Raw genomic sequence first — 26502 nt, 5'->3', positions numbered from 1 at the left:
TCTCGTAAGAACAGCGTGACGAATAAACCTGTGATTTTCAGAAATAAATTTCCTGAAATGCGATCGATAAATAGATTGAAAAAGTTTGAGAAGCATCTAAAATCTAAAATCCACAATCCCTCCAGTCGTCCCATTTGAACGCCGACCCCGCTAAAATTAAGAGAACTCCTTCACAAACCAAAACGGTGACTCGCCAAATTACACCCCCCTCGCCGAGTATCAGCACGATCGCCATCCGGCGTTATATCGGCACTTTCATGCTGACCTTAGCCGTCATTGTAGTCGGCTTTTTCTATATCACCCAACTCCCCGTAGACTTACTCCCGTCCATCACCTACCCTCGGATTGGATTGCGGATGGATGCGGCGGGAATTTCGCCGGAGGTCGCCGTAGACGAGATTACCCGACCCCTCGAACAAGGACTCTCTGCGACGGAAGGAGTCGTGCAAGTGTTTTCCCAAACGAGGGAAGGACGCATCAGTATCAATCTCTATTTTGAACCGGGAGAAGATATCGACCAAGCCCTCAACGACGCAACTGCAGCTCTCAACCGGACTCTCAATCGACTGCCGGAAGGGTTGGAAACGCCGCGCCTGTTTAAATACGACCCATCCCAGTTGCCCGTTTACGAATTTGCGTTAACCTCGCCAACTTTAGCGGATGTGGATCTGCGGGTGTTCGCCGATGAAGAATTGGCCCGGGAACTCAACGTGATTCCCGGGGTGGCGTCGGTGGATGTTTCCGGAGGAGTTCGAGAGGAAGTGAGGGTTAACGTCGATCTCGATCGCCTCCAAAGCCTGGGAGTCGGTTTAAACGAAGTGTTAACCACCTTGCGAGAACGCAACCAAGATATTTCCGGCGGTCGCTTGGTCGATTCCCCCGCCGAACCCCTGACGCGAACCGTGGGACGGTTTAAAACGGCGGGAGAATTACGCAATTTAGCCTTTGATGTCGGGAACGGACGAGTCTACTTGCGCGATTTTGCCGAAGTCATCGACGGAACTGAGGAACAGCGTGTTTTAGTCAATCTCAACAGCAATCCGGCGGTGAAAGTGAGTGTCCAGAAGCAACCGGATGCGAATACGATCGCCGTCGTCGATGCGGTCAAAGCGAAAATCGCCGAATTGCGAAATGACGGCACGATCGCCGAAAATATGGAGATGACGACGACCTTGGACGAGTCGGTGTTCATCCGCCAGTCGATCGCCAACGTCGCCACCGCCGGGATTTCCGGGGCCGCGTTAGCCGGATGTGCGGTGTTGTTATTCCTCGGATCCTTACGTCAGACCTTTATTATCGTCCTGGCGATTCCGTTAGCGACGTTAATGGCGATTATTTTAATGGGACTGTTCGGATTGTCCCTCAACGTCTTCAGTTTGGGCGGCTTGGCCCTCGGGGTCGGGATCGTGGTAGACAACGCGATCGTCATGTTAGAGAATATCGCACGAGCTTACGAACGGCGCGATCGCGGATCGAACCTCGGGGCCTCTCCTCTGGCGATCGCCGAAAATAGCAGCCGAGAACTGGAATCGGCGTTAGTTGCTTCGACGACGACCAATTTAGTCTCGGTCTTGCCCTTTCTCTTAATTGGCGGCTTTCTGGCGTTATTATTCGGCGAACTGATTTTGACGATTTCCTTCGCCGTCGCCGCGTCTTTAATCGTCGCCTTAACCGTCGTTCCGATGTTATCGTCGCGGTTGCTTTCGATCCGGCGATCGAGTGGGGTCAGTCGCTTGTGGTTGTTGCGGGGCTTCGATCGCACCTTTGAAGCGATAACCGGACTCTATCAAAACGTTTTGGGCTTAGTCTTACGTTACCGCCTCATTTTCATTGCTTGCGCGATCGTCGCCTTAGGCGGAACCAGCATCCAACTCGCCGGACAGATTCCCCAAGAAATTTTACCGCGCATCAACACCGGACAAGCGCGACTGTTCGCCCAATTTCCGCCGGGAACGACCTTAGAAACCAACCAAAAAGTGATGCGAGAAGTCGATCGCATCCTCCTCGAACAACCGGAAACCGAATACGTGTTTACTTCGATCGGTGGTTTTCTGTTCGGCAATACCACCAGTGCTAATTTACTGCGATCGAGTGCCACGATTACCCTCAAACCGGGAACCAATGTCGCCGCCTTCAGCGATCGCCTCGGCAAAGAATTCGACCAACTCAACCTCGTCGATATCCGCTTGCGCGTCTCTCCCGAATCCGTTCGCGGTCTCATTCTCAATAATTCCCCGGTTCGGGCCGACATCGACATCGCCTTGACCTCCGAAGACCTCGAACGCCTCGACGAAGCCGCCAAACTGGTTCTCGACGCCCTCGACGAACGGGTCACCCTCGCCCAATTCCGCCCGGATGCGGACCAACCGCAACCGGAGGTGCAGATTTTGCCGGATTGGGAACGGGTCGCCGAAGCGGGGTTATCCGCCGAGGAGATTGGCGACACGATTCAGACGGCGATTCTCGGGTCGGTGCCCACCCAACTGCAACGGGATTCTCGCTTAGTCGATATTCGGGTACAACTGGCCCGATCTTCGGTCCGTCAAGCCTCTCAATTGAGCGGAATTCCCCTATTTACGGGCGATCGCCGTCCGATCCGCCTCGGGGATGTCGCCCGCATCGAAACCGGACAAGCCCCGGGCGAGATTCAACGCATCAACCAGCGTCAGGTGTTTCTCATTGCCGGAAGTCTCGCGGAAGGGGCCAGTTTGGGAGATGCCTTGGCCGAAGTCGATGCAGTGTTGGCCGAGGTAGAATTACCGCCAGGGGTGCGGATTTTGCCGAGTTCGGCGGCGGAAAGTTCCCAGGAATTACAGCGATCGCTCGTGGTTTTAGGACTGTTGGCGACCTTTTTAGTGTTCGTGACTATGGCCGTCCACTATAATTCCCTCGTCGATCCGTTTGTCATTATTTTGACGGTTCCTTTAGCCCTCAGTGGCGGGATTGTGGGCTTGTACGTCACCCACACCGCCGTAGGGGCGACGGCGATCGTCGGGGCGATTTTGTTGGTCGGGATTGTGGTCAACAATGCCATTGTTTTAGTCGAGTTGGCAAACCAAATTTGCGATCGCCAGGAAATCAGCCGCCGTCAGGCGATCTTGCAAGCCGCCCCGCAACGGTTGCGACCGATTATGATGACGACGGTAACGACGGTCTTGGGTCTACTCCCCTTGGCGTTGGGGGTCGGCGAAGGATCGGAGTTCCTGCAACCTTTGGGTGTGGTCGTCTTTTGGGGATTGTCGTTGGCGACGATCTTGACTTTATTTCTGATTCCGTGTTTCTATACCCTGGTTCACGAAGGGTTTATCGACAAACCGCCGTTTGGCGGTTCCGGGAACTTCCGGGATAAACTACGGGGTAAGTCGCCTTCGACCCTCAAGCAGTGAAGCCGATCGCGGTAAAATTTGTAAAGCCAGATCGGGATTGAGATAGCATTGGAAGCGGCGATCGCCTCCGTGTCGATCGCCTGCAGCTTTTCCATTCTTTGAAAGGTTCTATATTTTTTTCTAATTCATTCGGCTTTATGTTAGATCTGTTGTTGTTGGATATTTTGGTATTAGTTGCTTTGTTTGTATCGATCGGCGATCGTCAGCGTTCGACAAGCCGGAAAGTCCGCAAGCCACGTTCGCGAAGGGTCGATCTTCGCGAAGCGACTCCAAAGGAGTCAGGAGAATCGTCCTGGGGCGATCGCGATCGCTCGGACAATGGGGAAAGTCCTTTTATGTTACAGAAAAAAGCAGCGAGAAAAGCATCGAAACGAATTAAGATCGAGCCGATGTCCAAGCCTGCCGTCTGGCCTTCAGTGACGTTAAAATAACGGCGATCGGCTTTATTGCTTGCAGCAGCACTCAAGCTACCCGCCCTACAGTTTTGCGATCGATGAGCGATCCTATTGTTGTCCATCTCAAACAAGCGTTTCTCAATGCCCCCGGGTTTTGGGAAAGTACGTTATCGGAAAAATCGGGAAATTGGGGCAAAAAAGTCGAAGATCTCGATAAAACCCAAACCGACGGTTATTCGATTTTGGGTGATTTTATTAGCGATATCGACTGCGTCGCAACTCACGAACCGGGATTGTATTTATATTGTGAAAAAAAGGGGCGGCGCAAAGGTCAAGAAAATCGACTGTACACCCTTTTTGTCCTCGAAGCCCATGGGGAAGTGCGAGTTTTAAGGGAAGTGAAAACGGCGAGTAAGGATTGGGCGATCGAACTTTGGCCGGAGATCGAGGCTCATTTTGCCGTGTGCAATAGTGCGGTGGAACAACGGCGTCAACAGTTACTGTCGGAGATAGAAACGTTGGAGTTTCAGTTAAAGCAAAAACGAGCCCAACTGCTGGCGATCGAAATGCGCGAGAGTTGAGCAAGTATGAGAATCTCTCCTGAGAATTTCCCAAAACTTCTCGGTCGGGAATCGGGGTTATTCAACATCAAACAGCCGTTGTATTTCTATTAAGTTATTGCGGGCTTCTACGCCCTTTTCTCCTAAGTCCGGGTCGGACAGGACACTGCCCTGTCCGATCCCCTCGATCGCCCCCCGTCGCAATCTCGATCGACCTATTAAACCGTCTGCCAAGAAACATAAGGTAACTTGGTCGCAGTCGCGCGAATCTCCTCGGCTTGGGTCACTAACTGGCCGCAGGTGTCCCAAGTCCCGGTCGTCAGCATGTTACGCGGTCCGTCGGGGAGAGTGACGGAAATTGTGAGATTCCCCGCGCGCACTTGCATTGCTTCGAGATCCACCGTTAATTCAAGGTGCGGATTGGCAGCAATAGTATCTTGCAATTGTTCCACACTTTGTGTGTCTGCGGTCAGGCAGGGAACCCCGATCGCCACGCAGTTTCCGAAGAAAATCTCGGCAAAACTCTCGCCGACGATCGCCTCGATTCCCCACCGGGCGATCGCCTGGGGCGCGTGTTCCCGACTCGACCCACAGCCGAAATTGCCGTTCACTACCAAAACTTTCGCCTCTCGATACTCCGGTCGGTCGAAGGGATGCTCGCCCTTACTGGCACTGCGATCGTCCGCGAAGGCATGTTCTCCCAAGCCGTCAAAGCTGACGCAACGCAAAAACCGCGCCGGAATGATCCGGTCCGTATCGATATCGTTCCCTCGCACGGGAATACCGCGTCCGGTGACTGTTTTGATTTCGCTACTCATGTTTGGATACTAGATTTTAGATTTTAGATATAGAGATGTTCGGTGGAGCAGGTATCCTGCCTACCTCAGAAGGAACGAGCTGTGGGGAGTTCACCCCTCAATACCCTCCCTTCTTAAGGGGGGTTAGGGGGGATCCCTCTCTTCTTAAGCGGGTTAGGGGCAGGGAGGACACGCCAGCTTCACCTGACCGAAGCGGACAGAGCGGTTCATCGTCTTCCACCAGACTACCAATAACATACAAGGTACACGGCTATGAAACCAACAATTCTCGGCATCGATATCAGCAAGAAGAAATTTCATGCAGCTCTGATGCTGGAGAACGGCAAAACCAAACCGAAAGTGTTCTCGAATGATCCAGAAAAATTCAACGAGTTGCTCACCTGGCCTAATCGACATCATGTAACCAGCATTCATGCTTGCATGGAAGCAACAAGCATTTATGGCGAGGCTTTGGCTGAGTTCTTGTACGAAGCAGGTTTCACCGTCAGCGTTGTCAATCCCGCAAGGATTAAAGGCTTTGCCAAAGGGGAATTACTTCGTACCAAGACCGATCAAGTCGATGCCGCCCTCATTGCTCGTTTCTGTGCAGCCATACGTCCACCAGCTTGGCTCCCGTTATCTCCAGAAGTCAAAGAACGACAAGCACTTTTAAGGCGCTTGGAGTCCTTGATGGAGATCCAACAACAGGAGAAAAACCTTCTAGAAACGGCAACTGGCACAATTGCCAAATCCATTGAAAGTCACCTAGAGTACCTCGAACAGGCGATTTCACAAACTAAGGAGCCGATCTCAGGCCACTTTTACCAGCATCCCAACCTCAAAGCACAGCGCGATCTGCTGACCACTATCCCTGGGATTGGTGAACACAGTGCTGCTGTAATCTTGGCAGAAATTGGCACAGTACAAGCGTATAAAAATGCTCGCCAAGTTGCCGCTCATGCCGGGTTGACGCCTGTTGAACGTAAGAGTGGTTCTTCTGTAAATGGGAAGCCGAGATTATCGCGCATGGGTAACGCCCGGTTACGAAATGGTTTGTATTGGCCTGCCATTGTCGCCTGGCGACACAATCCCTTGCTCAAGACCTTTGGCGATCGTTTACTCGCTCGTGGCAAGGCGAAGATGCAAGTTATTGGAGCCGTGATGCGAAAGCTGTTGCATTTGGCTTTCGGGATTTTAAAGTCTAACAAGCCTTTCGATCCCAACTTTTTATCCACAGCCCCTTGACAGGTCAATACAGTATCTACGGGTGGGGTTTTGAACAAAAATAGCGACGCATTCCCCGACCTAGGAACAGGTGGGGGTTAAGGAGCGGCGGTTTCTATGTGATGATTCTATACATCTTGAGCGGTACGGTAAAGGGCGGACCTGAGATTTCCGAACACCCCGGAGACACGACCTCTCAAGTGAGAGAGAAGCACCCTGTAAATCCTGTGGAGTCGGTTGATACAGGTCGGACTCCGGGTCAAAGTTTCACTCAAAGCCCCATAGCGGAAACGACTTGGGGGTATCTCTGGGCAAAAGTTCCCAGAACACGGCGAGAATACCGCCTGTCGGGAGGGATAAACCCTTCTAATCAAGACACCGCCACCTCGCGTAGCAGGTGGAGGAGTATTCATAAGAGGCAATTGGAGGAGGATACGGGAGTGAGAGTTTAACGGAGTTGGCGGATTTGGGCTTGGGCGTCGTTGTAGCAACTGGCTTGACCGCGATCGAGGCAGAGGGTGGCGGCTTTTTGGAGGTCTTCGATCGCCCCGGGTTTGTCGCCGAGTTGGGCGCGCAGTAAGGCGCGATCGTGGTAGGCGCGGTCGAAATCGGGTTTGAGGCGGATCGCTTGGCTGTAGTCGGCGATCGCCGCACTGCTGTTCCCCTTATCTGCATAAGCTGCCGCCCGATTGCTGTAGGCAACCGCGTCACTGGGTACCAACTGGATCGCCTTAGTATAATCGGCGATCGCCCCGGCTTTGTCCCCGGAGACCGATCGCGCCAAACCGCGATTGCTATAAAACTTCGCATAATCGGGATGGATCTGAATCGCTTCGGTACAATCAACCACCGCTTGTGCGGCATTGCCGAGATTGACGTGAGCGATACAGCGATTGCCGTAAGCGGTTCCATCTTTGGGGTCGAGTTCGATCGCCTTCGTACAGTCGGCGATCGCCTTGTCGTATTGCGACAAATTCAAATAAGTCGCACAACGATTGGTATAGTACGCCGGATTGCCCGGATTGAGCCGGATCGCCTCGCTGTAGTCCTCCATCGCCCCTTGATAATCCGCCAGGAAGAAGCGATCGCGCCCGCGACTGTAGAACGCATCGGGATTGTTGCGATCGGAACGAAGCACCTCGGTAAAATCCGAGATCGCCCCTTGTTTGTCCCCGGACGCCGACCGAGACAAGCCCCGATTCAAAAGCGCCAAATTCGCCTGTTGGGGGTCGAGACGGATCGCCTCGGTATAATCGGCGATCGCCTTCTCGTAATCGAGTAACTCGTAATATACCAACCCCCGCTTGTAATACGCATCCGCATCGTTGGGATTATCTTCGATCGCCCGGGTAAAATCGGCGATCGCCTCGGGATAATTTTCCAACTCGTAATGAGTCAAACCGCGATTGTAAAACGCATTCGTCTTATTCGGCGATAACTCCAGGGTGCGATCGTAATCCTCCAGGGCCGCCTGATAATTCCCCAAATCGTAATGGACATTGCCTCGGTTGTAGTGCGCTTCCGGATTGTCCGGTTCCAATTCCACCGCCTGATTGAACTCTTCGAGGGCCGCCTGGGGGTCGCCCCGATCCACCAACTCCAACCCCGTGGTTTTCAACCGATCTACCCGATGGCGGGCCGACTGGGCCAAAAACAACCACAACACCACCACCACCCCGACGGCGCCGAGAATGCCGATCGCACTCCACAACAGCGACCCCGAACTGACCGGCGATCGCCATCGCGACGACGACCCCTTCAGTGCGGGGCGCGGGCGTTCTTCCGGGGTCTGTGCAGGGGGACTCGTCACCGGAGGCGTCGGCGGCGCGATCGCCGCGAAAACCCCTTCCGGGCGGGGGTTGAGCTTTCTCAAATCCGCCAGCACCTCCGTCGCCGACAAATAGCGATCGCCGGGATTGGCGTGTACCATTTTTTCCAAAATCCGGGCGAACTCCCCAGAGACTTTCAAATTTTGTCGCCAGGGCGCCACTTCCCCTTTGGTCCCGTTCGACGCCGATAACGGCGGCAACTCGCGGGCCGACAACCCCGAAACCGCCTGAATGGCGATCGCCCCCACCGCATAAAGATCGTCCCCGTAAGGGGCATGTAATTGGGCCGACTCCAAAGGCACGTAGGTATTGACTTCCCCCGATCCATTCAACGAGGATTGCCCTTGAGTTTTCATTAACTGATAACTAATTTCTTTAATCGGTCCGAAGTTAATCAAAACCAATTGATTATCGAGTTGGCGTCGGATCAGATTCTCGGGATTGATATCCCGATGAACGATTCCGTGACCGTGGACGAACACTAAAATTTCTAAAATTTCTTGTAATAACGACACCACCACCGCTTCTTCCAGGGGATTTCCCTGGCCGATGTCCGCCGAAAGTGGTCGTCCGGGAATAAATTCTTCAACCAGGAAAAATTCTTTATCTTCTTCAAAAAAAGCCAGCAGTTGGGGGATTTGGTCGTGTTTGCCGAGTTTTTCTAAAGATTCTGCCTTTTTTTTAAAAATAAGTTCTATAATTTGCAAAGTTCTCGGATTGTTACTCGGCGGTCGCAATTGCTTGACGACGCATTGAGGATAGCCCGGGCGGTGGGTATCTGCCGCTAAATAGGTCTGTCCGAATTCCCCCGTTCCCAGAACTTTGATAATTCGATAACGCCTGTCTAAAAGTTTGCCGATCATGAGCGCCCTAGAGCCATAGTTGGTTTTGATTATGCCATGAATGTTCCCTAGGCTCGGTATCGCAGTTTATTTCTGTGGAAATTTGAAAACCTGTTTCGATCGGCATTATTGTGGCGATCGAAACATGGAAATTTTCCCGGCGAACTGTCCATTTTCAAGCTTCGATCGATCGCCGATCTTCAAGTGGATGCACCCCGATCGCCATCGATCCGCCGTAAGGGAATCAGAGGTGGCGCCCTTCAATAGATTTGCGATGGCGATCGCCTCGGCGGGCCTGACGAAATTGGCCGATCGCCCACAACCCGATAAAATAACTGGCACTGGCGGCGATCGTGCCGACGATCGTGCAACCGACCAACAGGGTCGTCACGAACTCCGTCCCCAACAGCAACAACGCCGAGGCCGATTCTAAAAACTCGCTGGCGAAGACTTCCCCAGACCCCAACACCCACTGACCGACCTCAAAATTGAGCCAAAAGATCGGCCCGTAGGTCAGGGGATTGCTCACCCAGGTTCCGGCGGCAGCCATCAGCTTGTGACCGCGACAGGGAATCGCCAAACCGATGCCGATTAAAGTTTGCAAGCCAAATAAGGGAAAAAACCCGGCAAAAACCCCGATCGCCAACCCTCGCGCTAAATATTGGGGGCTACCTTTAATTCGCAAAAAGCGATAGTAAAAATAACGCAGCCGTCGCTTCCAATCCGGTCGCCGTTCCAGGGAACAAGGCAAGGGATTGACCCAATCCTTGAATCTCTCCCACCGCGATCGCTCCCGAGGGGCCGACCCTTGCACCGAATCTCGACGGGAATCGTGGTTTTCGTCCAATGGTTTATCGCACTGGGGCTTGACCTTGGGATAGGACAATTGGTTCATAAGACAATAGCAAACTATTTTAAAGACGGGTTAATTATTCGTCGGTTCGTGTCAGAATTGAGGGATTTTCAGTCAGTCGGTTCCCTCGCGTTTATGAGTAGGTTCGTCGTTCGACGACCATTCCTGTATGAATATTGTACTAGCGAGCATCGAAGGGAAAAAAGGAAGGCAAGATGGCGCCAGAATATGCGGCAGCAGAAACGATCGCGGCAATTGCGACGGCGATCGTTCCCCAACAGGGGAGTATCGGTATTGTGAGAATGTCCGGGTCGGAGGCGATCGCGATCGCCGAACGCCTGTTCGACGCCCCGGGACGGCAACCGTGGGACAGCCACCGGGTCTTGTACGGCTACGTCCGCCATCCCCAAACCCGGCAAGTCGTCGATGAAGCCTTGTTACTGCTGATGAAAGCCCCCCGGTCTTACACCCGCGAAGACGTGGTGGAATTTCACTGTCACGGCGGCATCATGCCCGTCCAGCAAGTGTTACAACTGTGCTTGGAAGCCGGGGCGCGGTTGGCCGAACCGGGAGAATTTACCTTGCGAGCCTTCTTAAACGGGCGGCTGGACTTGACCCAGGCGCAAAGTGTGGCCGATTTGGTCGGCGCCCAATCTGCCGCCGCCGCCCAAGCCGCTTTAGCCGGGATTCGGGGCAAATTAAGCCAGCCGATCCGCCAGTGGCGCGCGGACAGTCTCGACTTACTCGCCGAGATCGAAGCGCGGATCGATTTTGAAGAAGACTTGCCGCCTTTAGACGAAGCGGAGATCGTGCGGCAGATCGATCGCCTCGTCGGCGAAATGAGCGAGATTTTAGGGACGGCGCAACAGGGGGAACTGTTGCGGATGGGCTTGAAGGTGGCGATCGTCGGTCGTCCCAACGTGGGAAAATCGAGCTTGTTAAATGCCTGGAGTCGCAGCGATCGCGCGATCGTGACCGACTTACCCGGGACGACCCGCGACGTGGTGGAATCCCAATTAGTCGTACGGGGAATCCCGGTACAGATCCTCGATACGGCAGGAATTCGCGAAACCGAGGATCGGGTCGAACAAATCGGCGTGGAGCGATCGCGGTTGGCGGCGGAATCGGCGGATGTGGTCTTGTTGACTGTCGATGCTGCACTCGGGTGGACGCCGGGCGATCGTGAAATTTACGATCGCGTCAAACACCGCCCCCTGATTCTCGTCATCAACAAAATCGATCGCGCGGACACCCTACCGGAAATCCCCGTCGGCGAGTCGATTCGGGCGACGGTCAAAACTTGCGCCGTCCGCAACGAAGGCATTGAAGACCTCGAAACCGCCCTGTTACAAGCGGTGGGCGCGGGTTCGGTAGAAGCCGCCAACCTGGAAATCGCGATCGATCGCCGCCAAGCTGCCGCCCTCACTCGCGCCAAAACTTGCCTCGAACAAGTTCAAAAAACGATCGCCGACCACCTCCCCCTCGACTTTTGGACGATCGACTTACGCGGCGCCATCCAAGCCCTCGGGGAGATTTCGGGAGAAGAAGTCACCGAGTCGGTCCTCGATCGCATCTTCAGCCGTTTTTGCATCGGTAAGTAGGGGGGCGATCGGATTTGAGTCGTGTTCAACCAAATTTTTGGATGAGGGCAAAGAGAAAGTTAGCACTTAAAACGCCGAGGGCGACGGAGAGAAGGATAAATAAACCGATGCTGAAGATCGAGCGAATTCGAGATTTCATGGAGAGATTAGAGATTAGATTGTAGATTGTAAATTGTAGATTGAGGGAAACAGAGGCGGGCAAGATGCCCGCACCACAGGCTTTGAGATCGGCACCAGTCTCGATTTCCTACTCCCTAGATTCCCCTAACGGGGTCTGCCCAAGGTGGTAATATAAATGACTGCTTCATCTTCGGGAATGCCGAGAACTTCGTTGACGCGATCGTCGAAAAAGCCGCCGATCCCACTGACGCCCAATCCCATGTAAATTGCAGCTAAATTGAGCCGTTGACCGAGATGTCCGGCGTCCATGTGCAGGTAGCGGTAAACGCGATCGCCGTATTTGGCGATCGCCTTTTTCAAATCTGCCGTATGGAAGACTAAGGCGGCAGCATCCCGCCCTAAATCTTGTCCCAAACACAAGAAATGCAGTTCGCGACGGAAGTTTTTAAACCGCACTTGGCGTAACTCTTCCGCTTTGGGGGCGTAATAATAACAGCCTTCGTCCAACCCTTCCACGGAAGAGACGGCGACAAAGGTTTCGAGTAAGGTCAGGTCGAAAAAGTCCGGCTGTCCGTCCAATCCTTGATAGAGATAATGTTGCGGATGGTAGGTAAAATCGAGAATGGCATTGAGTTCTTCTAAAGTAATCGAGGCGCCGTTATAGCTGCGGGTAGAACGGCGGCGCAGGATCGTATTTTCCAATCCTTGGAGATTTTCACCCCAATCGATGGGAGGCGTTCGGGTGGAGACTTTAGAACAAAAGGGCAAATTATACTTATCTTCCCGTTCTTCCGGTTCGCTGTCCCGGGTCCAGCCTCCGGTACCACTGGTATCGGTATCGATCTCGGTGGCGTGGTGGAAGTAGGTGAGTAAGTCGCCGTCGGCGACCTCGGGATAGGTGGTTTGGGTGGCGGAGGGTAAAGCGGTACGATAGGGGGGCAGGTTCTGATCCACTGCCAGCAAGTCGGCGAGGGGAATCACGGTAAGCACTGCTTCTCGGTCGGGATCGAGATAGAACAGCTTGTTGAGGGAGGCATCGAGAAAGCCGCCAATGGCGTGAGGTCGGTAGTCGGTTAAGGCGCTGGCGAGTTCGAGATTGCCGAGTAAGTGGCCTGTATCGAGAAAAATACGACGGTAGGCGCGGTCTTCGTAACGCCAAGCGGAGCGGTAAAATACGGCGGTGGTGGCGATCGCCAGTCGCGTACTTTCTAAGACGGGATGCCAAAAACACGAGCCTTTCAAAGTGGGCCAGGCGTCTGCATCCCAGAAGCGGATCAGGGAGTGAGTTTTGGTTTGGTAGTTGTAAAGTCCGGGAGGGAGAAAGGGAGTGCCTTGAGAGATTAGATACACTTCTGCCGGGTATAAGCCTCCGGCGGAAGGTGCGGCCCGAAAATAGAGGGGATTTCCGGTACTCGTCGGCACTTTGGCGGTCAGTCCGTAAGTACAGAATAACAGCCGCGACAGTCGCTTCAAACCGAGGATCTCTCGGTCTTGGCGCTCTTGTTCGGACAGTTTTTTCAGATACGGTTTGAGGTCGATCGTCTTGCCGATCTTGTATTCTTTAAAGGGGATCGGTTGATTCTCCCAATCCAACTTTCGCGCTTTCGCGGCGAGGGTGTCGGGGTCGTATTTGGTGCGATCGTGATAGTGTTGGGCGATCGAAATTGGCAAGTCTGGCATAGGGGGAGTGCGTCGCTATTTTTGTTCAACATTCTTTCCGATCTTGACATTAGTGAGGCTGAAAAGGGGAATTTTCTAAGTAAAAATACTAAGTCTTTACCCGGGCGCTCCCTCGATCGCGGGAGGAAAGGCGATCGCCGCGCGCAAGGTGGCGGCGATCGGGATTAAGTATTAAAAAATTTTAAAGAAAAATGAGATTGTTGTTACATTCCGTTAACCTCAAAAAAGACTAAGTATTAATGCTCAAAAAAACTTTTTGAGATCGATACTCAAACCATCGACTCTCGGTTGTCATTGTAGTCAGCAGACGTACAGCCAATGGAAGGGGTTGACGAAGAAAACACATTGTTATGCAGAAACTCAGTGCCAAAGAGGTATTAGCTCAATATGGAGCAGGTCGTCGCGATTTTGCCGAAACAGATCTGGCGGCTATCGATTTATTTGAAGCAGATTTGCAAGAAATCAATCTGGTGAGTAGTAATTTAACTGAAGCCTACTTACCTTATGCCAATTTATCTTATGCAAAGGTAGCGCTAGCTCAAGCCGTCGCGATCGAGTTAAGTGATGCCAAATTATATCAAACTGATTTATCGAATGCCAATTTAGCAGGCGCTAATTTATCGCGAGTTAATTTACGGGGCGCTAATTTAAGCGGTGCGAATCTGTCCGGCGCCAATCTTCAAAATGCCGACCTTTCTAATGCCGATTTAAGTAATGCCGATCTGTCAAAAGCTAATTTAAGCCGCGCGATTTTGGAACGCACCCGATTGAGTGGAACCAAATTATATGGATGCAATTTGTTTCGCGTCCAGCAGTGCGATTTATCGGAAGCTTATCTCGATCGCCTGACGGTTTATCCCGATGGCTATCGCCGCTATCACGATCGCTGAACCCTTGGCGGTTGGCGATCGCTAGTCAGACTCGGAAAAAGCCGATAAAATAACGATCGCCCGTCCCTTAATACAATTACCATGAACGAGGTTGTCATCGAGGTCGATCGCGCGATCGCCACGCTAAAACAGGATTTACCGACCCTTTTTAAACGGGATATTTCTTACGATATTTACCGAGACGATATCTTTTTTCAAGACCCGGTCAATACGTTCAAAGGAAAATTCAACTATCGGATTATTTTTTGGACTCTACGTTTCCACGGTCAACTCTTTTTTACTCAACTCGATTTTGACGTTGCCGACGTGCGCCAAGCGAGCGAAAATACCCTTTTCGTGGAATGGACCGTGCGCGGTACCTTACGGGTACCGTGGAAAGCTCGTATTTTCTTCAATGGCAACTCAACTTATAAATTTGACGAACGAGGATTCATTTACGAACATATCGATCGCTGGGATCGCAAACCGAGCGAAATTTTAAAACAGTTTTTCCGTCGGGGAAATTCAGACTCTTGAACGGGCGATCGGTTCTCTCGATCGCCGAACAAAGAGCTGAAGCTAATTAGGATGACAATATCCTCAAAATATTCTCAAAATATCCTCAAAATCATGAGAGCGCCTGAAGAGAGCAGTAGAGTTTCCTTACCGAGGATGCCTCTCTCCCACTTTTAGAGCAATATAGCGAGCCTAAATCTGTTGGAACAAAACCAGCGATCGGAATGCTCGCACTCCCAAGGTTTTAGGTAGGGAACTCCGACCCAATTGATTGAGGAAGGCTATAGTATAACTATTGACGATCGCCTTTTTTTTTGCTAGGCATAAGAAGTCAGTTTATTGATTCTAAAACTTATGTCAGCTTTTAATTTCCAACTATTAAGAAAAGTTGGGGTGACGGTGGCTCTTTCAGCGATCGCCGCGATCGCCAATCCCGCCAGTGCCGCACCGGGAACAAGCCAGCAGAACGCAGAAGGGACGACTCGTGCAAGCCACCCGGTCACCCCCGTAGCCCAACTGCAACAAGGGGGAAATGCGGCACAAAAACAGGCGATCGAAGCGGCAGTTCGTGAAAATTTGCGCGCCTTAAACGCGGAAGATATCGATGCTTACATGGCGACCATCGATGAAAATTCGCCCGTTTACGATTTTACCCGCAGTTTCACCCAGCAGTTAATCGATAATTACAACCTCAGGTACGAAATTAACAGCCTGGAAGTGATCTCACAATCGAGTAACGAAGCACAAGTTCAAGTCACCCAAACCACGACCAAAATTAGCGGTCCTGAATTTAGAAATAACCGCATTCAAGCGGTACATATCCTCAAAAAATCTAATGGAGAATGGAAAATTTTCGCTACGGAAGTTCGTAACGTCGAATATTTAGATTAAGTATTTAGATTAAGGCGATCGCCCCTCGCAAGATCAAAATAATTGCCACGAGGAAGACCGTAACAATTTGAGGTGTTCGAGACGTTGAGTAAAATAGCTCTCGTCTAAGCGACTGTAGTTGTAAAGACGGGCATTGTGGAGATTGATCGACCACATCCAGAGATGGGCCATTTGAGTGAGGGATTGCAAACCGTCAAGTTCTCGTTGGCTGAGGGGTTCGACACCTTGATACCCTTCGAGAAAAGCCTGACGGACGGCTTTACTCGTCCCGGCGCGTAAGGAAACTTGCCAGAACTTGGCGATATCGAAGGCCCGCCAACCATAACCGCATTGATCGAAATCGAATAAGGTCATCTGTCCGGACGGGGTAAAGTGGACGTTCCCGCTATGGGGATCGCCCCAGCAGACGGTCCAAAAGGGGCTGTGTTGGGGCAGTTCGGCGAGTCGGGCTTCGATCGCACCGATCGCCTCTCGTAGCTGTTGGAGGTCGTGGGGGCGGTGTTTGAGGAAAGGGGCGATCGCCTCTAGGGCATCTTCGAGCAAGTAATCGGGGGTTAACGACTGGCGAACCGCCCGAGGGCGGAATTTTTGGCAAATTTGGTGGATTTTGGCCAGGGTTTCGCCGATCGCAAAACTTTGGGTCGGGTTGAAGTCCCCCACCGGAACCGTTCCCGGGGCGTAAGGAAACAGGGCCGCGTAGCGATCGCCCTCCGGCGCCGCGATCGTTACCGAGAGGTCTCCGGCGATCGTGGTCAACGGGGCCGCAACCGGGAGGTGGTGGCGATCGAGAAAATCGAGCAATTCCAATTCAAAATCAATTTCTGACTTCGATCGCCAGTGGTAGTGGGAAACCCTCAAAACATACATCTGCCGTGACGTTTCCACCACGTAAACGTCACTCAAGCCGCGATGCCAAAACTGACAACGACGAACTGGATCGAGAGGATAGCAGGCGAGAACGCGATCGACCAATGCCTCGGCGTTCAGGGTCGAGTAGATAACCGGAAAGACCTCGTGAATCATAAGATTTTGCCGCGCAGGAACGAATCGATCGATGGATTGATGAGGCGAAGCGCATTCGACGGTTGACGACGATTTCTCCCGCCACTGCACCCATCAAAACCATCACCGTCTCAAGGGTATAAAGTCTGCGTTCCTACAATCGTTATTTGTGTAACAGTACACAAAAAAAATGGGTCTGCCGACCCCAAAATCGAGAATTATCGCGATCGCCCCTTACATCCGTTCCGAGGTTTTCTCTGGGGCGGCGGACCCCTGAAGCGGTTGGCGTTGGGGAATTTCAATCACAAATTCCGCCCCGCGTTTCTTTTGCGAAACACAGTACAATTTGCCGCCATGTTTTTCGGTAATAATCTGATAGCCGATCGCCAAGCCCAAACCCGTCCCTTTCCCGGTCGGTTTCGTGGTAAAGAATGGATCGAACAACCGCGCCAAGACCGATTCTTCAATCCCCGGACCGTTATCGGCAATTCGGATCGAGACCCAATCGCGATCTTTAATTGCAGTTCTAATCCAAATTTTTGGCGGTTTGTCGGCGTGGATTTTTCTTGTCCCCTTATTCCCGTCGAGGGCGTCGATCGCGTTGCTGATGATATTCATGAATACTTGATTGAGTTGACCCGCGTAGCATTCCACTAACGGCAACTCCTGATATTCTCTAATAATTTCAATACCGCCTTTCTGTTCCGGATTGAGGCGATATTGCAAAATCATTAATGTATTTTCAATGCCTTCGTGAATATCCACGGGTTTCATGTCGGCTTCGTCGAGACGGGAAAAACTTCGCAAACTCCGCACGATTTCTCGCACTCGTTCCGCCCCGACTTTCATCGATTGCAAAACTTTCGGCAAATCTTCAATCAAAAACTCTAAATCGACTTCCTCCGCTTGAGCTTCGATATCCGGCGGCGTCACGGGATGATGATTGCGGTAGAGATAGAGTAAATTAATTAAATCTTGGGTGTAGTTATCCGCATGGGTGAGATTGCCGTAAATGAAGTTAATCGGATTGTTAATTTCATGGGCGATTCCAGCGACTAACTGACCCAAACTCGACATTTTCTCGGTTTGAATCAGTTGGGTTTGAGTGCGTTTGAGCCGTTCTAAGGCTTCGGCTAGTTTACTGGCTTGTTGCCGAGAATGGGCTTCGGAATGTTGTAAAGCTTCGTTGAGCCGTTGCAGTTCTTCGGCTTTTCGTAAAACAATATTAATGAGTGCGGTTCTCAACTCTAAAGCGGCATCGACTTCGCACGCTTTCCAGGGCAACGATCGCCCGTAAACGGTTTCTTTCCACAAATCGAACGAGTGGCGCGGCGTTAACGATTCGCTGCCATCTTCGCGCACTTCTACAGGTTTGTTGGGGTTTCCTCCCCATTTCACCGTTTGCACGACTTCCGGTCGAAACCAGAGAACGTATTTCCTCGGATTTTGGGCGATCGGAATCGCTAATAAGCCGCTCGCCGTCTGTTTGAATTGCTCCGCTTCTTTATAAAATTTGGACAAACAATCGGTTTGAAATATGGGTTCGTCGCCGATCGCGCTTTCGATCCAGTCGATTAATTTATCGAGTCGTTCTTTGTCGGGAGTTTTGCCGATCGCTCGGAAGCGATCGTCAAAATAAATCGCCGCTCCCGAAGCTCCAACCAACTCTAAAACATTGGGTTGTCGCCCGACTAAACCATCGATAAAGTTGTCTTCAACGGACATATATTCGATTAAGCGGGTGACGATTGATTTTAATTCGATTTTGTAGTCGTAATCTTGATTGTTTTCTTTGGAATCAATTTCCAAAGACATAATTTGTCCGAGAAATTCGCAGGTTTTTCGGACTTCGTAAGCGATATATTTCGGTGAATGGTGGTGGCAGGCGATCAATCCCCACAAGCGATCTTTATGAATCAGGGAGATTGACATCGAGGCGCGCACCCCCATATTTTCTAAATATTGAATGTGAATGGGGGAAACACTGCGCAATACTGAAAAACTCAAGTCTAAGGGGCGCTCGGTGAAGGGATTGAGTTCGGGAACAATCGGACTCGCTTGATAGCGAATGTCGGGAATAATTCGCAACCAATTTGAGTAATACAGTTGGCGCGCTTGTTTGGGAATGTCCGACGCGGGATAGCGCAATCCTAAATAAGGCTCTAACTGCGGCGCTTTGCATTCGGCGATTACGGTTCCGTAACCTTCCACGGGATCGAGCTGGTACATCATCACGCGATCGAATCCCGTGAGTTTGCCAATTTCCCGAACCATTTTTTCGCAGAGTTCCTGCAAGGTCGCGGTGTTTTGGATCGTGGAAATTGAATTTCTCAGTAAGTCGTAAACGTTTAAAAATGAAAGGTTCGATCGCGTGCGAGCGGGTTCTAACTCTAAAATGACTAATCCATCGTTTCGGTGGATAATTCCGTCAAATAATAACTTTCTCCCTTCTGCTTCGGCGGACAGGGGAATCGGATTTCTGCCGCTAATATCTTCTTGTCTGAGATGATGGGACAGCAGTTCGAGATCTGTAGGATCTAATAATAGACTGAGAGATTGACCGATTAATTCACGGACTTGGCATTGAAAAATGGTGGCGATATTGGTGCTGGCTTGTACGATCTCGAAGGTATGCTCTTTGAAAGCCAACAGCAATCCGTGCGGTTGAATGGAACCGGGGATATGTATGGGTTCCCGGTCGCAATTTGTCAGATCGACTTCGGGATATGTGGAATGGAGGTTGCTATTCATTGACGTGCAGTCGCGCGATCGCCCAAACCTGAATTGAGTTGTTTAATATTATAGAAATCCAATTTATTTCTTGACTCGAATTTATAAAATCGTTACATTCTTAAACATTTTAACCCGATTGAGGATAAGGCGATCGCCTCGTGGCGGAATTAGAAAGCCGTCATTCCCCGATCGCCCCTACCCGATAGGGATCGCGAAGTTGCGGGAGAGAAACTTTATTCTAACGGGGGCGATCGTCGGAGAATCGTGCAAATTCTCTTGTTTCGGTCAAGTCCGAGCCAGTGATAAAAGATGCCGCTAAAATATGCCCAAAAACGTATGATTTACGGAGATTAAAGCATTTGCTTAAATGCTATTACAGTGGAGAAATCGGCTTCTAGATCGAGGCGGTTACCGTCCTAGGCAAGGGGGCAATCCCAAGCCAACTTGAAGGATTCCCCCCCTGTAAATACCTTTTCACTTTTCACTGTTCACTTTCTCCTTTCCCCTTTCTCCTTTTCACTGTTCACTTTCCCCTTTCCCCTTTCCCCTTTCCCCTTTTCACTCTTCACTTTTAACTTTTCACTTTTCCCTTTCCCCTTCAACACCTCCTTAAGATACTTTCCTGTATAAGAAAAGGGATGTTCGGCGATTTGTTCGGGGGTGCCGATCGCGATCGCTTCGCCCCCTTTATCGCCCCCTTCCGGACCGAGATCGATAATCCAATCCGCACAACGAATCACGTCCAAATTGTGTTCGATAATCAGAACGGAGTTACCTTTATCGACTAATCGCTGCAAAACATTTAACAGTTGGTGAACGTCGTAAAATGACAGTCCCGTAGTCGGTTCGTCGATTAAATAAAGGGTTTTTCCCGTGGCCCGGCGGGATAATTCCGTGGCGAGTTTGACCCGTTGGGCTTCGCCCCCGGACAGGGTAGGGGCGGGTTGTCCTAAATGAATGTAACCGAGTCCGACATCGACCAAGGTTTGCAGGCGGGTGGCGGCGCGAGGGATATTTTCAAATAGAGCGCACGCTTCCTCGACGGTCATGTTGAGGACGTCGGCGATCGATTTGCCTTTGTATTTGACTTGCAAGGTTTCGCGGTTGTAGCGCGCTCCTTTGCACACGTCGCACTGCACGTAAACGTCGGGGAGGAAGTTCATCGAAATGACGTTGACGCCTTGACCGCCGCAGGCTTCGCAGCGTCCGCCTTTGACGTTGAAAGAGAAGCGACCGGGTTTGTAGCCCCGGGCTTTAGCTTCGATGGTTTCGGCGAATAGGGCGCGGATGACGTCGAATACTCCGGTATAGGTGGCGGGGTTCGATCGCGGGGTTCTGCCGATCGGCGATTGGTCGATGACGATGGTTTTATCGACGACATCTTTAATGGTTTTCGTACCCGGGGTTTCGAGGGCGTCGAGGTCTTCGGGAAGGGGGACTTTGCGGGTGAGGTGGTGTTGCAGCGCCGGATAGAGCAGTTCTTCGACGAGGGTGGATTTCCCGGAACCGGAGACCCCGGTGATGCACAGGAGTTTGCCGAGGGGCAGGGTTACGTCGATGTTTTTGAGGTTGTTGCGCCGACAGTTTTTGAGGATCAGCGATCGCCCGTTTCCCGGTCGTCTTGCGGTGGGGGTGGCGATCGCGCGGCGCCCGGACAAATAAGCCCCGGTGAGGGACTCTTCTGCATCGAGGAGGGTTTCGAGAGACCCTTGGGCGACGATCGCCCCGCCGTGAACCCCGGCCCCGGGACCGATATCGACGATGCAATCGGCAGCACGGATCGTGTCTTCGTCGTGTTCGACCACAATTAAGGTATTGCCGAGGTTTCTGAGTTTGGTGAGGGTGTCGAGGAGACGGCTGTTATCCCGTTGGTGCAGTCCGATGCTGGGTTCGTCGAGGACGTAAAGCACCCCGGTGAGTCCGCTTCCGATCTGGGTGGCGAGGCGAATGCGTTGGGCTTCGCCGCCGGAAAGGGTCATGGCGGGGCGATCGAGGGTGAGGTAGTCCAAGCCGACATCGAGGAGGAATTGGAGGCGCGATCGCACTTCCCGCAAGACCAGTTCGGCGATTTGAGCTTGGCGATCGCTCAATTCCAAGTCATTGACGCGATCGAGGGCTTCGGCGATCGAAACTCCGGTCAGGTCGAGAATCCCGTACTGTCCGACGCGAACGGCGAGGGCTTCGGGTTTGAGCCGTTTTCCGCCGCACTGTTCGCAGGGGAGATCGACGAGATAGACTTCGAGTTTTTGCTTTTGGGTTTCCGAACTGCTTTCCTCGTACTGGCGTTGCAGCATTCCCAACACCCCGGGGAAATGGCGGTAATAGCCTTTGGTGTCTCGATAGCGCGATTCGGTTTCGATCCAGATCGGTTCGGAGGATCCGTTGAGTAACACCGCTTCTTGGGTCGGGGTGAGGTCTTTCCAGCGCGTGTTGATGTCGAACCCGAACGCCTTTCCGACGCTGTGGAGGACGCTGAGGTAATAGGTGCTATCTTTTTCCGACCACGGGGCGATCGCGCTGTAAACCGGGGCTTGGCGATCGGGAATCACCAGATCCGGGGAAAAGGCGCGCCAACTGCCCAATCCATGGCATTGGGGGCAGGCGCCGTAAGGGGAGTTGAAGGAAAATAGGCGCGGCGAGAGTTCTTCCATCACGGCCCCGTGTTCGGGACAGGCGAAGTTTTCGGAAAAGACGATTTCGCGCGGCGGTTCGTCGTCGCCGTCCGTCTGGATGAGGACGATCGCGACGCCTTCGGCATTTTGCAAGGCGGTGGAGAGAGAATCGGCGAGACGTTCTTGGATACCGTCTTTTTTGACGAGGCGATCGACGACAATTTCGATCGTGTGACTTTGGTTTTTATCGAGGGCGATCGCGTCGGACAGGTCGCGGATTTCGCCGTCGATCCGAACCCGGACGAAGCCATTGCTGGCGAGGCTGGAGAGCAGTTTTTTGTGGGTGCCTTTTTTCCCGCGCACCACCGGGGCGAGAATTTGGAATTTGGTGCGATCGCTCAACTCCATGACCCGATCGCACATCCGATCGATCGTTTGCGGCGCGATCGAGCGATCGCAGTGCGGACAGTGCGGTTCTCCGGCGCGTCCGAACAGCAAGCGCAAGTAGTCGTAAATTTCGGTGACCGTCCCCACGGTGGAACGCGGGTTGTGGGAGGTGGATTTTTGATCGATCGAAATCGCCGGGGACAACCCCTCGATCGCCTCCACGTCCGGCTTGTCTAGTTGTCCCAAAAACTGCCGGGCGTAAGCACTCAGGGATTCGACGTAGCGACGCTGACCCTCGGCAAAAATCGTATCGAAGGCGAGGGAAGATTTCCCGGAACCTGACACCCCAGTAAACACGATCAGGCGATCGCGCGGCAGTTCGAGGTTGAGATTTTTGAGGTTGTGCTGCCGCGCCCCCCGAATCCGAATGCAGTTCGGATTCCCTGTCGCCGGGGCGACAGAGGGGGGAACTGACTTGCCGTTCTCGGTTTCGGCAGGTTGGTTGTCAGAGACAGCAGAGTTAGGCATGGGGTAGTCTGCGATACATTCCTTAACAATTTTAGCGGGTTTCGAGCCATCGATTGTCCCTGCGGGCGATCGCTTCGTGTCCCGGTCGTCCCGTTCCCCATGGGATCTGAGATGACCGATCGATCGTCGGGAAGGATCGATCGGTATTTTTCCTGTTTCCTCAATCGGCGATCGCTCGCACGAGAACTAAGCGATAGGGACGCAAAATCAAAATTTTGTATCCCGACTTATTGCGGATTGCTTGTAAAAGAATTAGCAATTTCCGCCACCACCGGATCGAATTGCGATTGCAGCGATCGACGGTAACGAAGTTCTAAAACCTTGAAAACGCCCCCCTCTTCCCGTTCTTCTACGACCTTTTGATAAAAAACAAATCCGTCATCGTATCCCGAAACCACAAACCAATTATCTCGACGAGTTTTATAAGTTACTTCTCGGCGATCGCTCCCCCGCGTCGCTTCGCGATACCAACCGTCCAAACTGCCATAGAGACTATGGTGAGTCCCGTAAACACTCATCACGATCTCATTGTTCTCAGAAATAAACGATTGACCGTCTCCATTTTGGGCTTCCCCTTGGGGAACGAGCAGATCTCTCGGATATTTCACCGCGTAATTAAATCGGGAATTGTAATAAGTTTCATAGGCGATGTCCTCCAGTGGCGGGAGGGCGATCGAATCGCCCACTCGTTCGCAAACCGCGCGATTAGCTTCGTAATAAACTTGATTGGGATCGTTCGGTCGTACCGTGATTTTACGATCGCGCTGTTCGGTGCGATCGACTTGGCCATTTTCGTTATAAAAGCGAGCTTGTTTCAGTTCTACTCGTCGAAGATCGCTACAATTAACGATCGCTTCCGATTCCAACTCTCGCCGATTCGATCCGACAACGATCGTATATTGAAACGTATTGTCGCTCAGTTTCGTTAGGGTTTTAAGATCGACATGGCGATCGCTATTTTTCCCCTCAGAACTGCTCAAGTGGATATAGCGATCGTTTTCAGCTTGTCCCGGAAACGTACAGGCGGCGAGGGGCGTTACAACGGCGATCGCGCCGAGGAGGGCGATCGATTTCCAGCAGATCTTTTCAATCACGAACATGGATCGAGACGCGGAAGATTGAGCAAAGGCGGATATAAAAGAATTTTAATCGATAAAATCATCCTTGTCGATTTAGCGGTCAGTTAATGCTTCAAATCCGGCAGCAATATCGAGAAGTTCTCCGGTAATCGAGCTTTGGCGCTGGCGCCGATATTGACCCGTCAGATCGTCGAGACGTTCGTTAATATTTTTTTCCGCCGCTTGCATCGAAGACAGACGGCTGGCGTTTTCACTCGCTAAAGATTCGGCAAAAGCGCGATAGAGAGAAACAAAAAGATATTGCCGAATTAATGCCGAAAAGAGAAGTTGCCAATCCATGGTAAAGGTGGGCATTACGTTACTCTGCCACTGTTTATTTTGTAAGTTAGATAGCCATTGGCGATCGACGGGTAAGAGAGGAAACACCCGAGATTCGTAACTAGAACCGGAAACTGAATGATTGTAAAAGAGAACCACGCGATCGATTTCGCCTTGTTCTCGCCACCGTTCGATATTGAGAATAAGTTCTTGCACCATGGGGGTAATTTCTTTTGCAGAACTGGGGACGGAAAAGAGGGCGTCAATTTCGTATTTTGAGGCTTGAATGGGCGGGACAACCCGTGCGCCGACGGCGGCGATCGAGAGGCGATCGATCGTTTCGTTGTGTTCGTGGAAATAGGCGATCGCCCGTTCGGCAATTTGTTCGTTAAATTGACCGCACAGTCCTCGATCGGAACCGAAAACGATCGCCCCCAAGCGAGCAGTTTTTGGATTGAAATTGCCCAAAAACTCGCCAAAATCATCGCCCTCAAAATACTGGTGTTTGAGCGCAATTTGCAAGCCCATTTCTACACTACGGTTGTAATCGGCGAGGGATTGGACGGCTTTTTGATATTGGCGAATGCTGACCGCCGCTAGCGCTTTCATTGTTTTAACCACGGATTGCAAATCTTCAACCCGAGTAATGGTAGATTTTAAGGCTTCTGGAGTTGTCATATCAGTCGTTATCTGCGCTATTTTCTACTTCGTTATCGTCTAAAAACGGCGCGATCGCATCCCCGGCGACTTCCACGAGGGACTGGCGATCGTCATCGCTCAATTTTTCGCTGTTTTCGATGCGATCGCACAAGTCTGGGTGGCGATCGATCGTCCGTTCTCTGACCGCATTTTCTGCATCTTCAATGCGATCTAAAGGGATGTCGTCGAAAATCCCCTCGTTCGCCGCCATCAACACCGCAATTTGTTCCGCCACGGGTATCGGTTGTGACTCCGGTTGTTTTAAAATTTCTCGCACTCTTCGCCCCCGTTGTAACGTTTGTCGGGTATCTTCATCGAGTTGAGTTCCGAAACGGGCGAAAACTTCCACTTCTTGGAATTGGGAATAAGAGAGGCGCAGATCGCCGGAAACATGGCTGTAAGCGGCGATTTGAGTCTTTCCACCGACGCGAGACACCGATTTACCGACATCTACCGCAGGTAATACAGCTTTTTGGAACAAATCCGGGGATAAATAAATTTGACCGTCGGTAATCGAGATTAAATTGGTAGGGATGTAAGCGGAAATATTTTGCGCTTGAGTTTCGACAATCGGCAGCGCCGTGAGAGAACCGCCACCGAGTTCGTCCCTTAAGTGAGTGGATCGCTCTAACATGCGAGAGTGGATGTAAAAAATATCCCCGGGATACGCTTCGCGACCGGGGGGACGACGCAACAACAACGACAGTTCGCGATACGCCCACGCATGGCGGGTTAAATCGTCGTAAACGACTAAAACGTCGTGTCCCCGTTCCATAAAATATTCGCCCATTGTCGTCGCGGCGTAGGGGGTAATGTATTGCAATCCCGGGGGATCTTCGCCACCCGCGACTACGGCGATCGTGTAGTCCATCGCGCCGCTCTCACGTAGTGTGGAAATGGCTTTGGCGACGGCTGAGTTACGTTGAGCGATCGCGCAATAGATACAAATCGCGTTTTTGTCTCGTTGGTTGACGATCGTATCGAGGGCGATCGCGGTTTTTCCCGTTTGGCGATCGCCGACGATCAATTCTCGCTGTCCCCGTCCCACGGGAATCAGCGCATCGACCACTTTTAAGCCCGTTTGTAGGGGAACGGTGACCGGAGCCCGATCCATAATCGCCGGGGCTTCCCGTTCGATCGATCGCCGTTCTTCTACTTGAATCGGTTCGCCGCGATCGAGCGATCGTCCCGTCGCATCGATCGCGCGACCGAGTAGGGATTCGCCGACGGGAACTTTAAGCTCGTTTCCGGTACGATATACTTCATCTCCAGCTTCGAGACGATCGCTATCTCCTAATAAAATTACGCCGATTTCATCCGGATCTAAATTGAATGCAATCCCGAATAAATTTCCGGGAAACTGGAGCAATTCATTAATTTTAAGATTCGGCAATCCCGAGACGCTGGCAATTCCTTCACCAACGGATTTTACACGACCGATTTCTCGCACTTGAAGGCGCGGTCGATATTCGTCCAATACGGAATTAAAGGTAGATTGAGTGGCGTCTAAAACTCTTTCTAATACGCGATCGCTCGTCATTCACTTCGTCCTCTGTCTGCAAATATGTTGAATATAAAAAT

The 26502-nt window shown here is 51.8% G+C and carries 18 protein-coding genes; 7 read left to right on the top strand and 11 right to left on the bottom strand.

Features of this window, described 5'->3' with window-relative positions:
• Positions 1-185 precede the first annotated feature (185 nt).
• Positions 186-3386, top strand: coding sequence for an efflux RND transporter permease subunit (locus tag HCG48_RS21315; RefSeq protein WP_168570972.1), 3201 nt, complete (start codon positions 186-188; stop codon positions 3384-3386).
• 202 nt (positions 3387-3588) lie between these two features.
• On the opposite strand, the gene HCG48_RS21310 is transcribed toward HCG48_RS21315, so the two are convergent.
• On the bottom strand, positions 3589-3852 hold the full coding sequence (locus HCG48_RS21310; RefSeq protein WP_168570971.1) for a hypothetical protein: 264 nt from the start codon (positions 3850-3852) through the stop codon (positions 3589-3591).
• Between the two features lie 27 nt (positions 3853-3879).
• Between HCG48_RS21310 and HCG48_RS21305 the strand changes: the two genes are divergently transcribed.
• The gene (locus HCG48_RS21305; protein ID WP_168570970.1) at positions 3880-4362 is read left to right on the top strand and encodes a hypothetical protein; all 483 of its coding nucleotides are present in this window, start codon (positions 3880-3882) and stop codon (positions 4360-4362) included.
• A gap of 197 nt (positions 4363-4559) precedes the next feature.
• Here the strand turns inward: HCG48_RS21305 and leuD are convergent, their stop codons facing one another.
• Positions 4560-5159, bottom strand: coding sequence for a 3-isopropylmalate dehydratase small subunit (gene leuD / locus HCG48_RS21300; RefSeq protein ID WP_168570969.1), 600 nt, complete (start codon positions 5157-5159; stop codon positions 4560-4562).
• A 252-nt stretch (positions 5160-5411) separates the two neighbouring features.
• Here leuD and HCG48_RS21295 point away from each other — a divergent pair, with 252 nt between their 5' ends.
• Positions 5412-6383 carry an IS110 family RNA-guided transposase gene (locus HCG48_RS21295; RefSeq protein WP_168570968.1) on the top strand — a complete coding sequence of 324 codons (972 nt, stop codon included), beginning with the start codon at positions 5412-5414 and terminating at the stop codon, positions 6381-6383.
• A gap of 427 nt (positions 6384-6810) precedes the next feature.
• Here HCG48_RS21295 and HCG48_RS21290 read toward each other — a convergent pair whose 3' ends face one another.
• Together HCG48_RS21290 and HCG48_RS21285 are read right to left on the bottom strand one after the other, a co-directional pair.
• Entirely contained in the window at positions 6811-9054 is a 2244-nt protein-coding gene (locus HCG48_RS21290) for a serine/threonine-protein kinase (protein ID WP_168570967.1), read from the bottom strand.
• 223 nt (positions 9055-9277) lie between these two features.
• Positions 9278-9928, bottom strand: coding sequence for a DUF2062 domain-containing protein (locus HCG48_RS21285; RefSeq protein ID WP_168570966.1), 651 nt, complete (start codon positions 9926-9928; stop codon positions 9278-9280).
• Between the two features lie 173 nt (positions 9929-10101).
• Between HCG48_RS21285 and mnmE the strand changes: the two genes are divergently transcribed.
• Positions 10102-11487, top strand: coding sequence for a tRNA uridine-5-carboxymethylaminomethyl(34) synthesis GTPase MnmE (gene mnmE, locus HCG48_RS21280; RefSeq protein ID WP_168570965.1), 1386 nt, complete (start codon positions 10102-10104; stop codon positions 11485-11487).
• 264 nt (positions 11488-11751) lie between these two features.
• Here the strand turns inward: mnmE and HCG48_RS21275 are convergent, their stop codons facing one another.
• Positions 11752-13287, bottom strand: a complete 1536-nt coding sequence (locus tag HCG48_RS21275) for a SagB/ThcOx family dehydrogenase (protein ID WP_168570964.1) — start codon at positions 13285-13287, stop codon at positions 11752-11754.
• Between the two features lie 350 nt (positions 13288-13637).
• Between HCG48_RS21275 and HCG48_RS21270 the strand changes: the two genes are divergently transcribed.
• The 3 genes from HCG48_RS21270 to HCG48_RS21260 all read left to right on the top strand — a co-directional run bounded on the left by HCG48_RS21270 (position 13638) and on the right by HCG48_RS21260 (position 15563).
• Positions 13638-14177 (top strand): pentapeptide repeat-containing protein, encoded by a 540-nt coding sequence (locus tag HCG48_RS21270; RefSeq protein WP_168570963.1) that lies wholly within the window; start codon positions 13638-13640, stop codon positions 14175-14177.
• Positions 14178-14258: 81 nt separating this feature from the next.
• A complete protein-coding gene (locus tag HCG48_RS21265; protein WP_168570962.1) occupies positions 14259-14693 on the top strand; it encodes a C6orf136 family protein in 435 nt (144 codons plus the stop codon).
• A gap of 333 nt (positions 14694-15026) precedes the next feature.
• Entirely contained in the window at positions 15027-15563 is a 537-nt protein-coding gene (locus HCG48_RS21260; RefSeq protein WP_168570961.1) for a Cif family virulence factor, read from the top strand.
• A 33-nt stretch (positions 15564-15596) separates the two neighbouring features.
• On the opposite strand, the gene HCG48_RS21255 is transcribed toward HCG48_RS21260, so the two are convergent.
• The 6 genes from HCG48_RS21255 to HCG48_RS21230 form a co-directional block, all read right to left on the bottom strand.
• Positions 15597-16586: a phosphotransferase enzyme family protein gene (locus HCG48_RS21255; RefSeq protein WP_168570960.1), complete on the bottom strand. Its 990-nt coding sequence runs from the start codon at positions 16584-16586 to the stop codon at positions 15597-15599.
• Positions 16587-16799: 213 nt separating this feature from the next.
• Positions 16800-19316, bottom strand: a complete 2517-nt coding sequence (locus tag HCG48_RS21250; protein ID WP_168570959.1) for an ATP-binding protein — start codon at positions 19314-19316, stop codon at positions 16800-16802.
• A gap of 470 nt (positions 19317-19786) precedes the next feature.
• Positions 19787-22825, bottom strand: a complete 3039-nt coding sequence (gene uvrA / locus HCG48_RS21245) for an excinuclease ABC subunit UvrA (protein ID WP_168570958.1) — start codon at positions 22823-22825, stop codon at positions 19787-19789.
• A gap of 227 nt (positions 22826-23052) precedes the next feature.
• Entirely contained in the window at positions 23053-23919 is an 867-nt protein-coding gene (locus HCG48_RS21240; protein WP_168570957.1) for a hypothetical protein, read from the bottom strand.
• A 78-nt stretch (positions 23920-23997) separates the two neighbouring features.
• Positions 23998-24900 carry a F0F1 ATP synthase subunit gamma gene (locus HCG48_RS21235; protein ID WP_168570956.1) on the bottom strand — a complete coding sequence of 301 codons (903 nt, stop codon included), beginning with the start codon at positions 24898-24900 and terminating at the stop codon, positions 23998-24000.
• A 1-nt stretch (position 24901) separates the two neighbouring features.
• Positions 24902-26461 carry an alternate F1F0 ATPase, F1 subunit alpha gene (locus tag HCG48_RS21230; protein WP_168570955.1) on the bottom strand — a complete coding sequence of 520 codons (1560 nt, stop codon included), beginning with the start codon at positions 26459-26461 and terminating at the stop codon, positions 24902-24904.
• Between the last annotated feature and the right edge of the window lie 41 nt (positions 26462-26502).

Origin of the sequence: Oxynema aestuarii AP17, from assembly GCF_012295525.1 — a bacterium.
GTDB lineage: Bacteria > Cyanobacteriota > Cyanobacteriia > Cyanobacteriales > Laspinemataceae > Oxynema > Oxynema aestuarii.
The sequence above is the reverse complement of the archived record's forward strand: the minus strand, read 5'-3'. Positions and strand labels throughout refer to the sequence as shown.

Coding starts and splice junctions, on each gene's coding strand:
- HCG48_RS21270 (WP_168570963.1), top strand. CDS start 13,638: ATGCAGAAACTCAGTGCCAAAGAGGTATTAGCTCAATATGGAGCAGGT.
- HCG48_RS21265 (WP_168570962.1), top strand. CDS start 14,259: ATGAACGAGGTTGTCATCGAGGTCGATCGCGCGATCGCCACGCTAAAA.
- HCG48_RS21260 (WP_168570961.1), top strand. CDS start 15,027: ATGTCAGCTTTTAATTTCCAACTATTAAGAAAAGTTGGGGTGACGGTG.
- leuD (WP_168570969.1), bottom strand. CDS start 5,159: ATGAGTAGCGAAATCAAAACAGTCACCGGACGCGGTATTCCCGTGCGA.
- HCG48_RS21285 (WP_168570966.1), bottom strand. CDS start 9,928: ATGAACCAATTGTCCTATCCCAAGGTCAAGCCCCAGTGCGATAAACCA.
- uvrA (WP_168570958.1), bottom strand. CDS start 22,825: ATGCCTAACTCTGCTGTCTCTGACAACCAACCTGCCGAAACCGAGAAC.
- HCG48_RS21235 (WP_168570956.1), bottom strand. CDS start 24,900: ATGACAACTCCAGAAGCCTTAAAATCTACCATTACTCGGGTTGAAGAT.
- HCG48_RS21250 (WP_168570959.1), bottom strand. CDS start 19,316: ATGAATAGCAACCTCCATTCCACATATCCCGAAGTCGATCTGACAAAT.
- HCG48_RS21290 (WP_168570967.1), bottom strand. CDS start 9,054: ATGATCGGCAAACTTTTAGACAGGCGTTATCGAATTATCAAAGTTCTG.
- HCG48_RS21295 (WP_168570968.1), top strand. CDS start 5,412: ATGAAACCAACAATTCTCGGCATCGATATCAGCAAGAAGAAATTTCAT.
- HCG48_RS21275 (WP_168570964.1), bottom strand. CDS start 13,287: ATGCCAGACTTGCCAATTTCGATCGCCCAACACTATCACGATCGCACC.
- HCG48_RS21230 (WP_168570955.1), bottom strand. CDS start 26,461: ATGACGAGCGATCGCGTATTAGAAAGAGTTTTAGACGCCACTCAATCT.
- HCG48_RS21305 (WP_168570970.1), top strand. CDS start 3,880: ATGAGCGATCCTATTGTTGTCCATCTCAAACAAGCGTTTCTCAATGCC.
- mnmE (WP_168570965.1), top strand. CDS start 10,102: ATGGCGCCAGAATATGCGGCAGCAGAAACGATCGCGGCAATTGCGACG.
- HCG48_RS21255 (WP_168570960.1), bottom strand. CDS start 16,586: ATGATTCACGAGGTCTTTCCGGTTATCTACTCGACCCTGAACGCCGAG.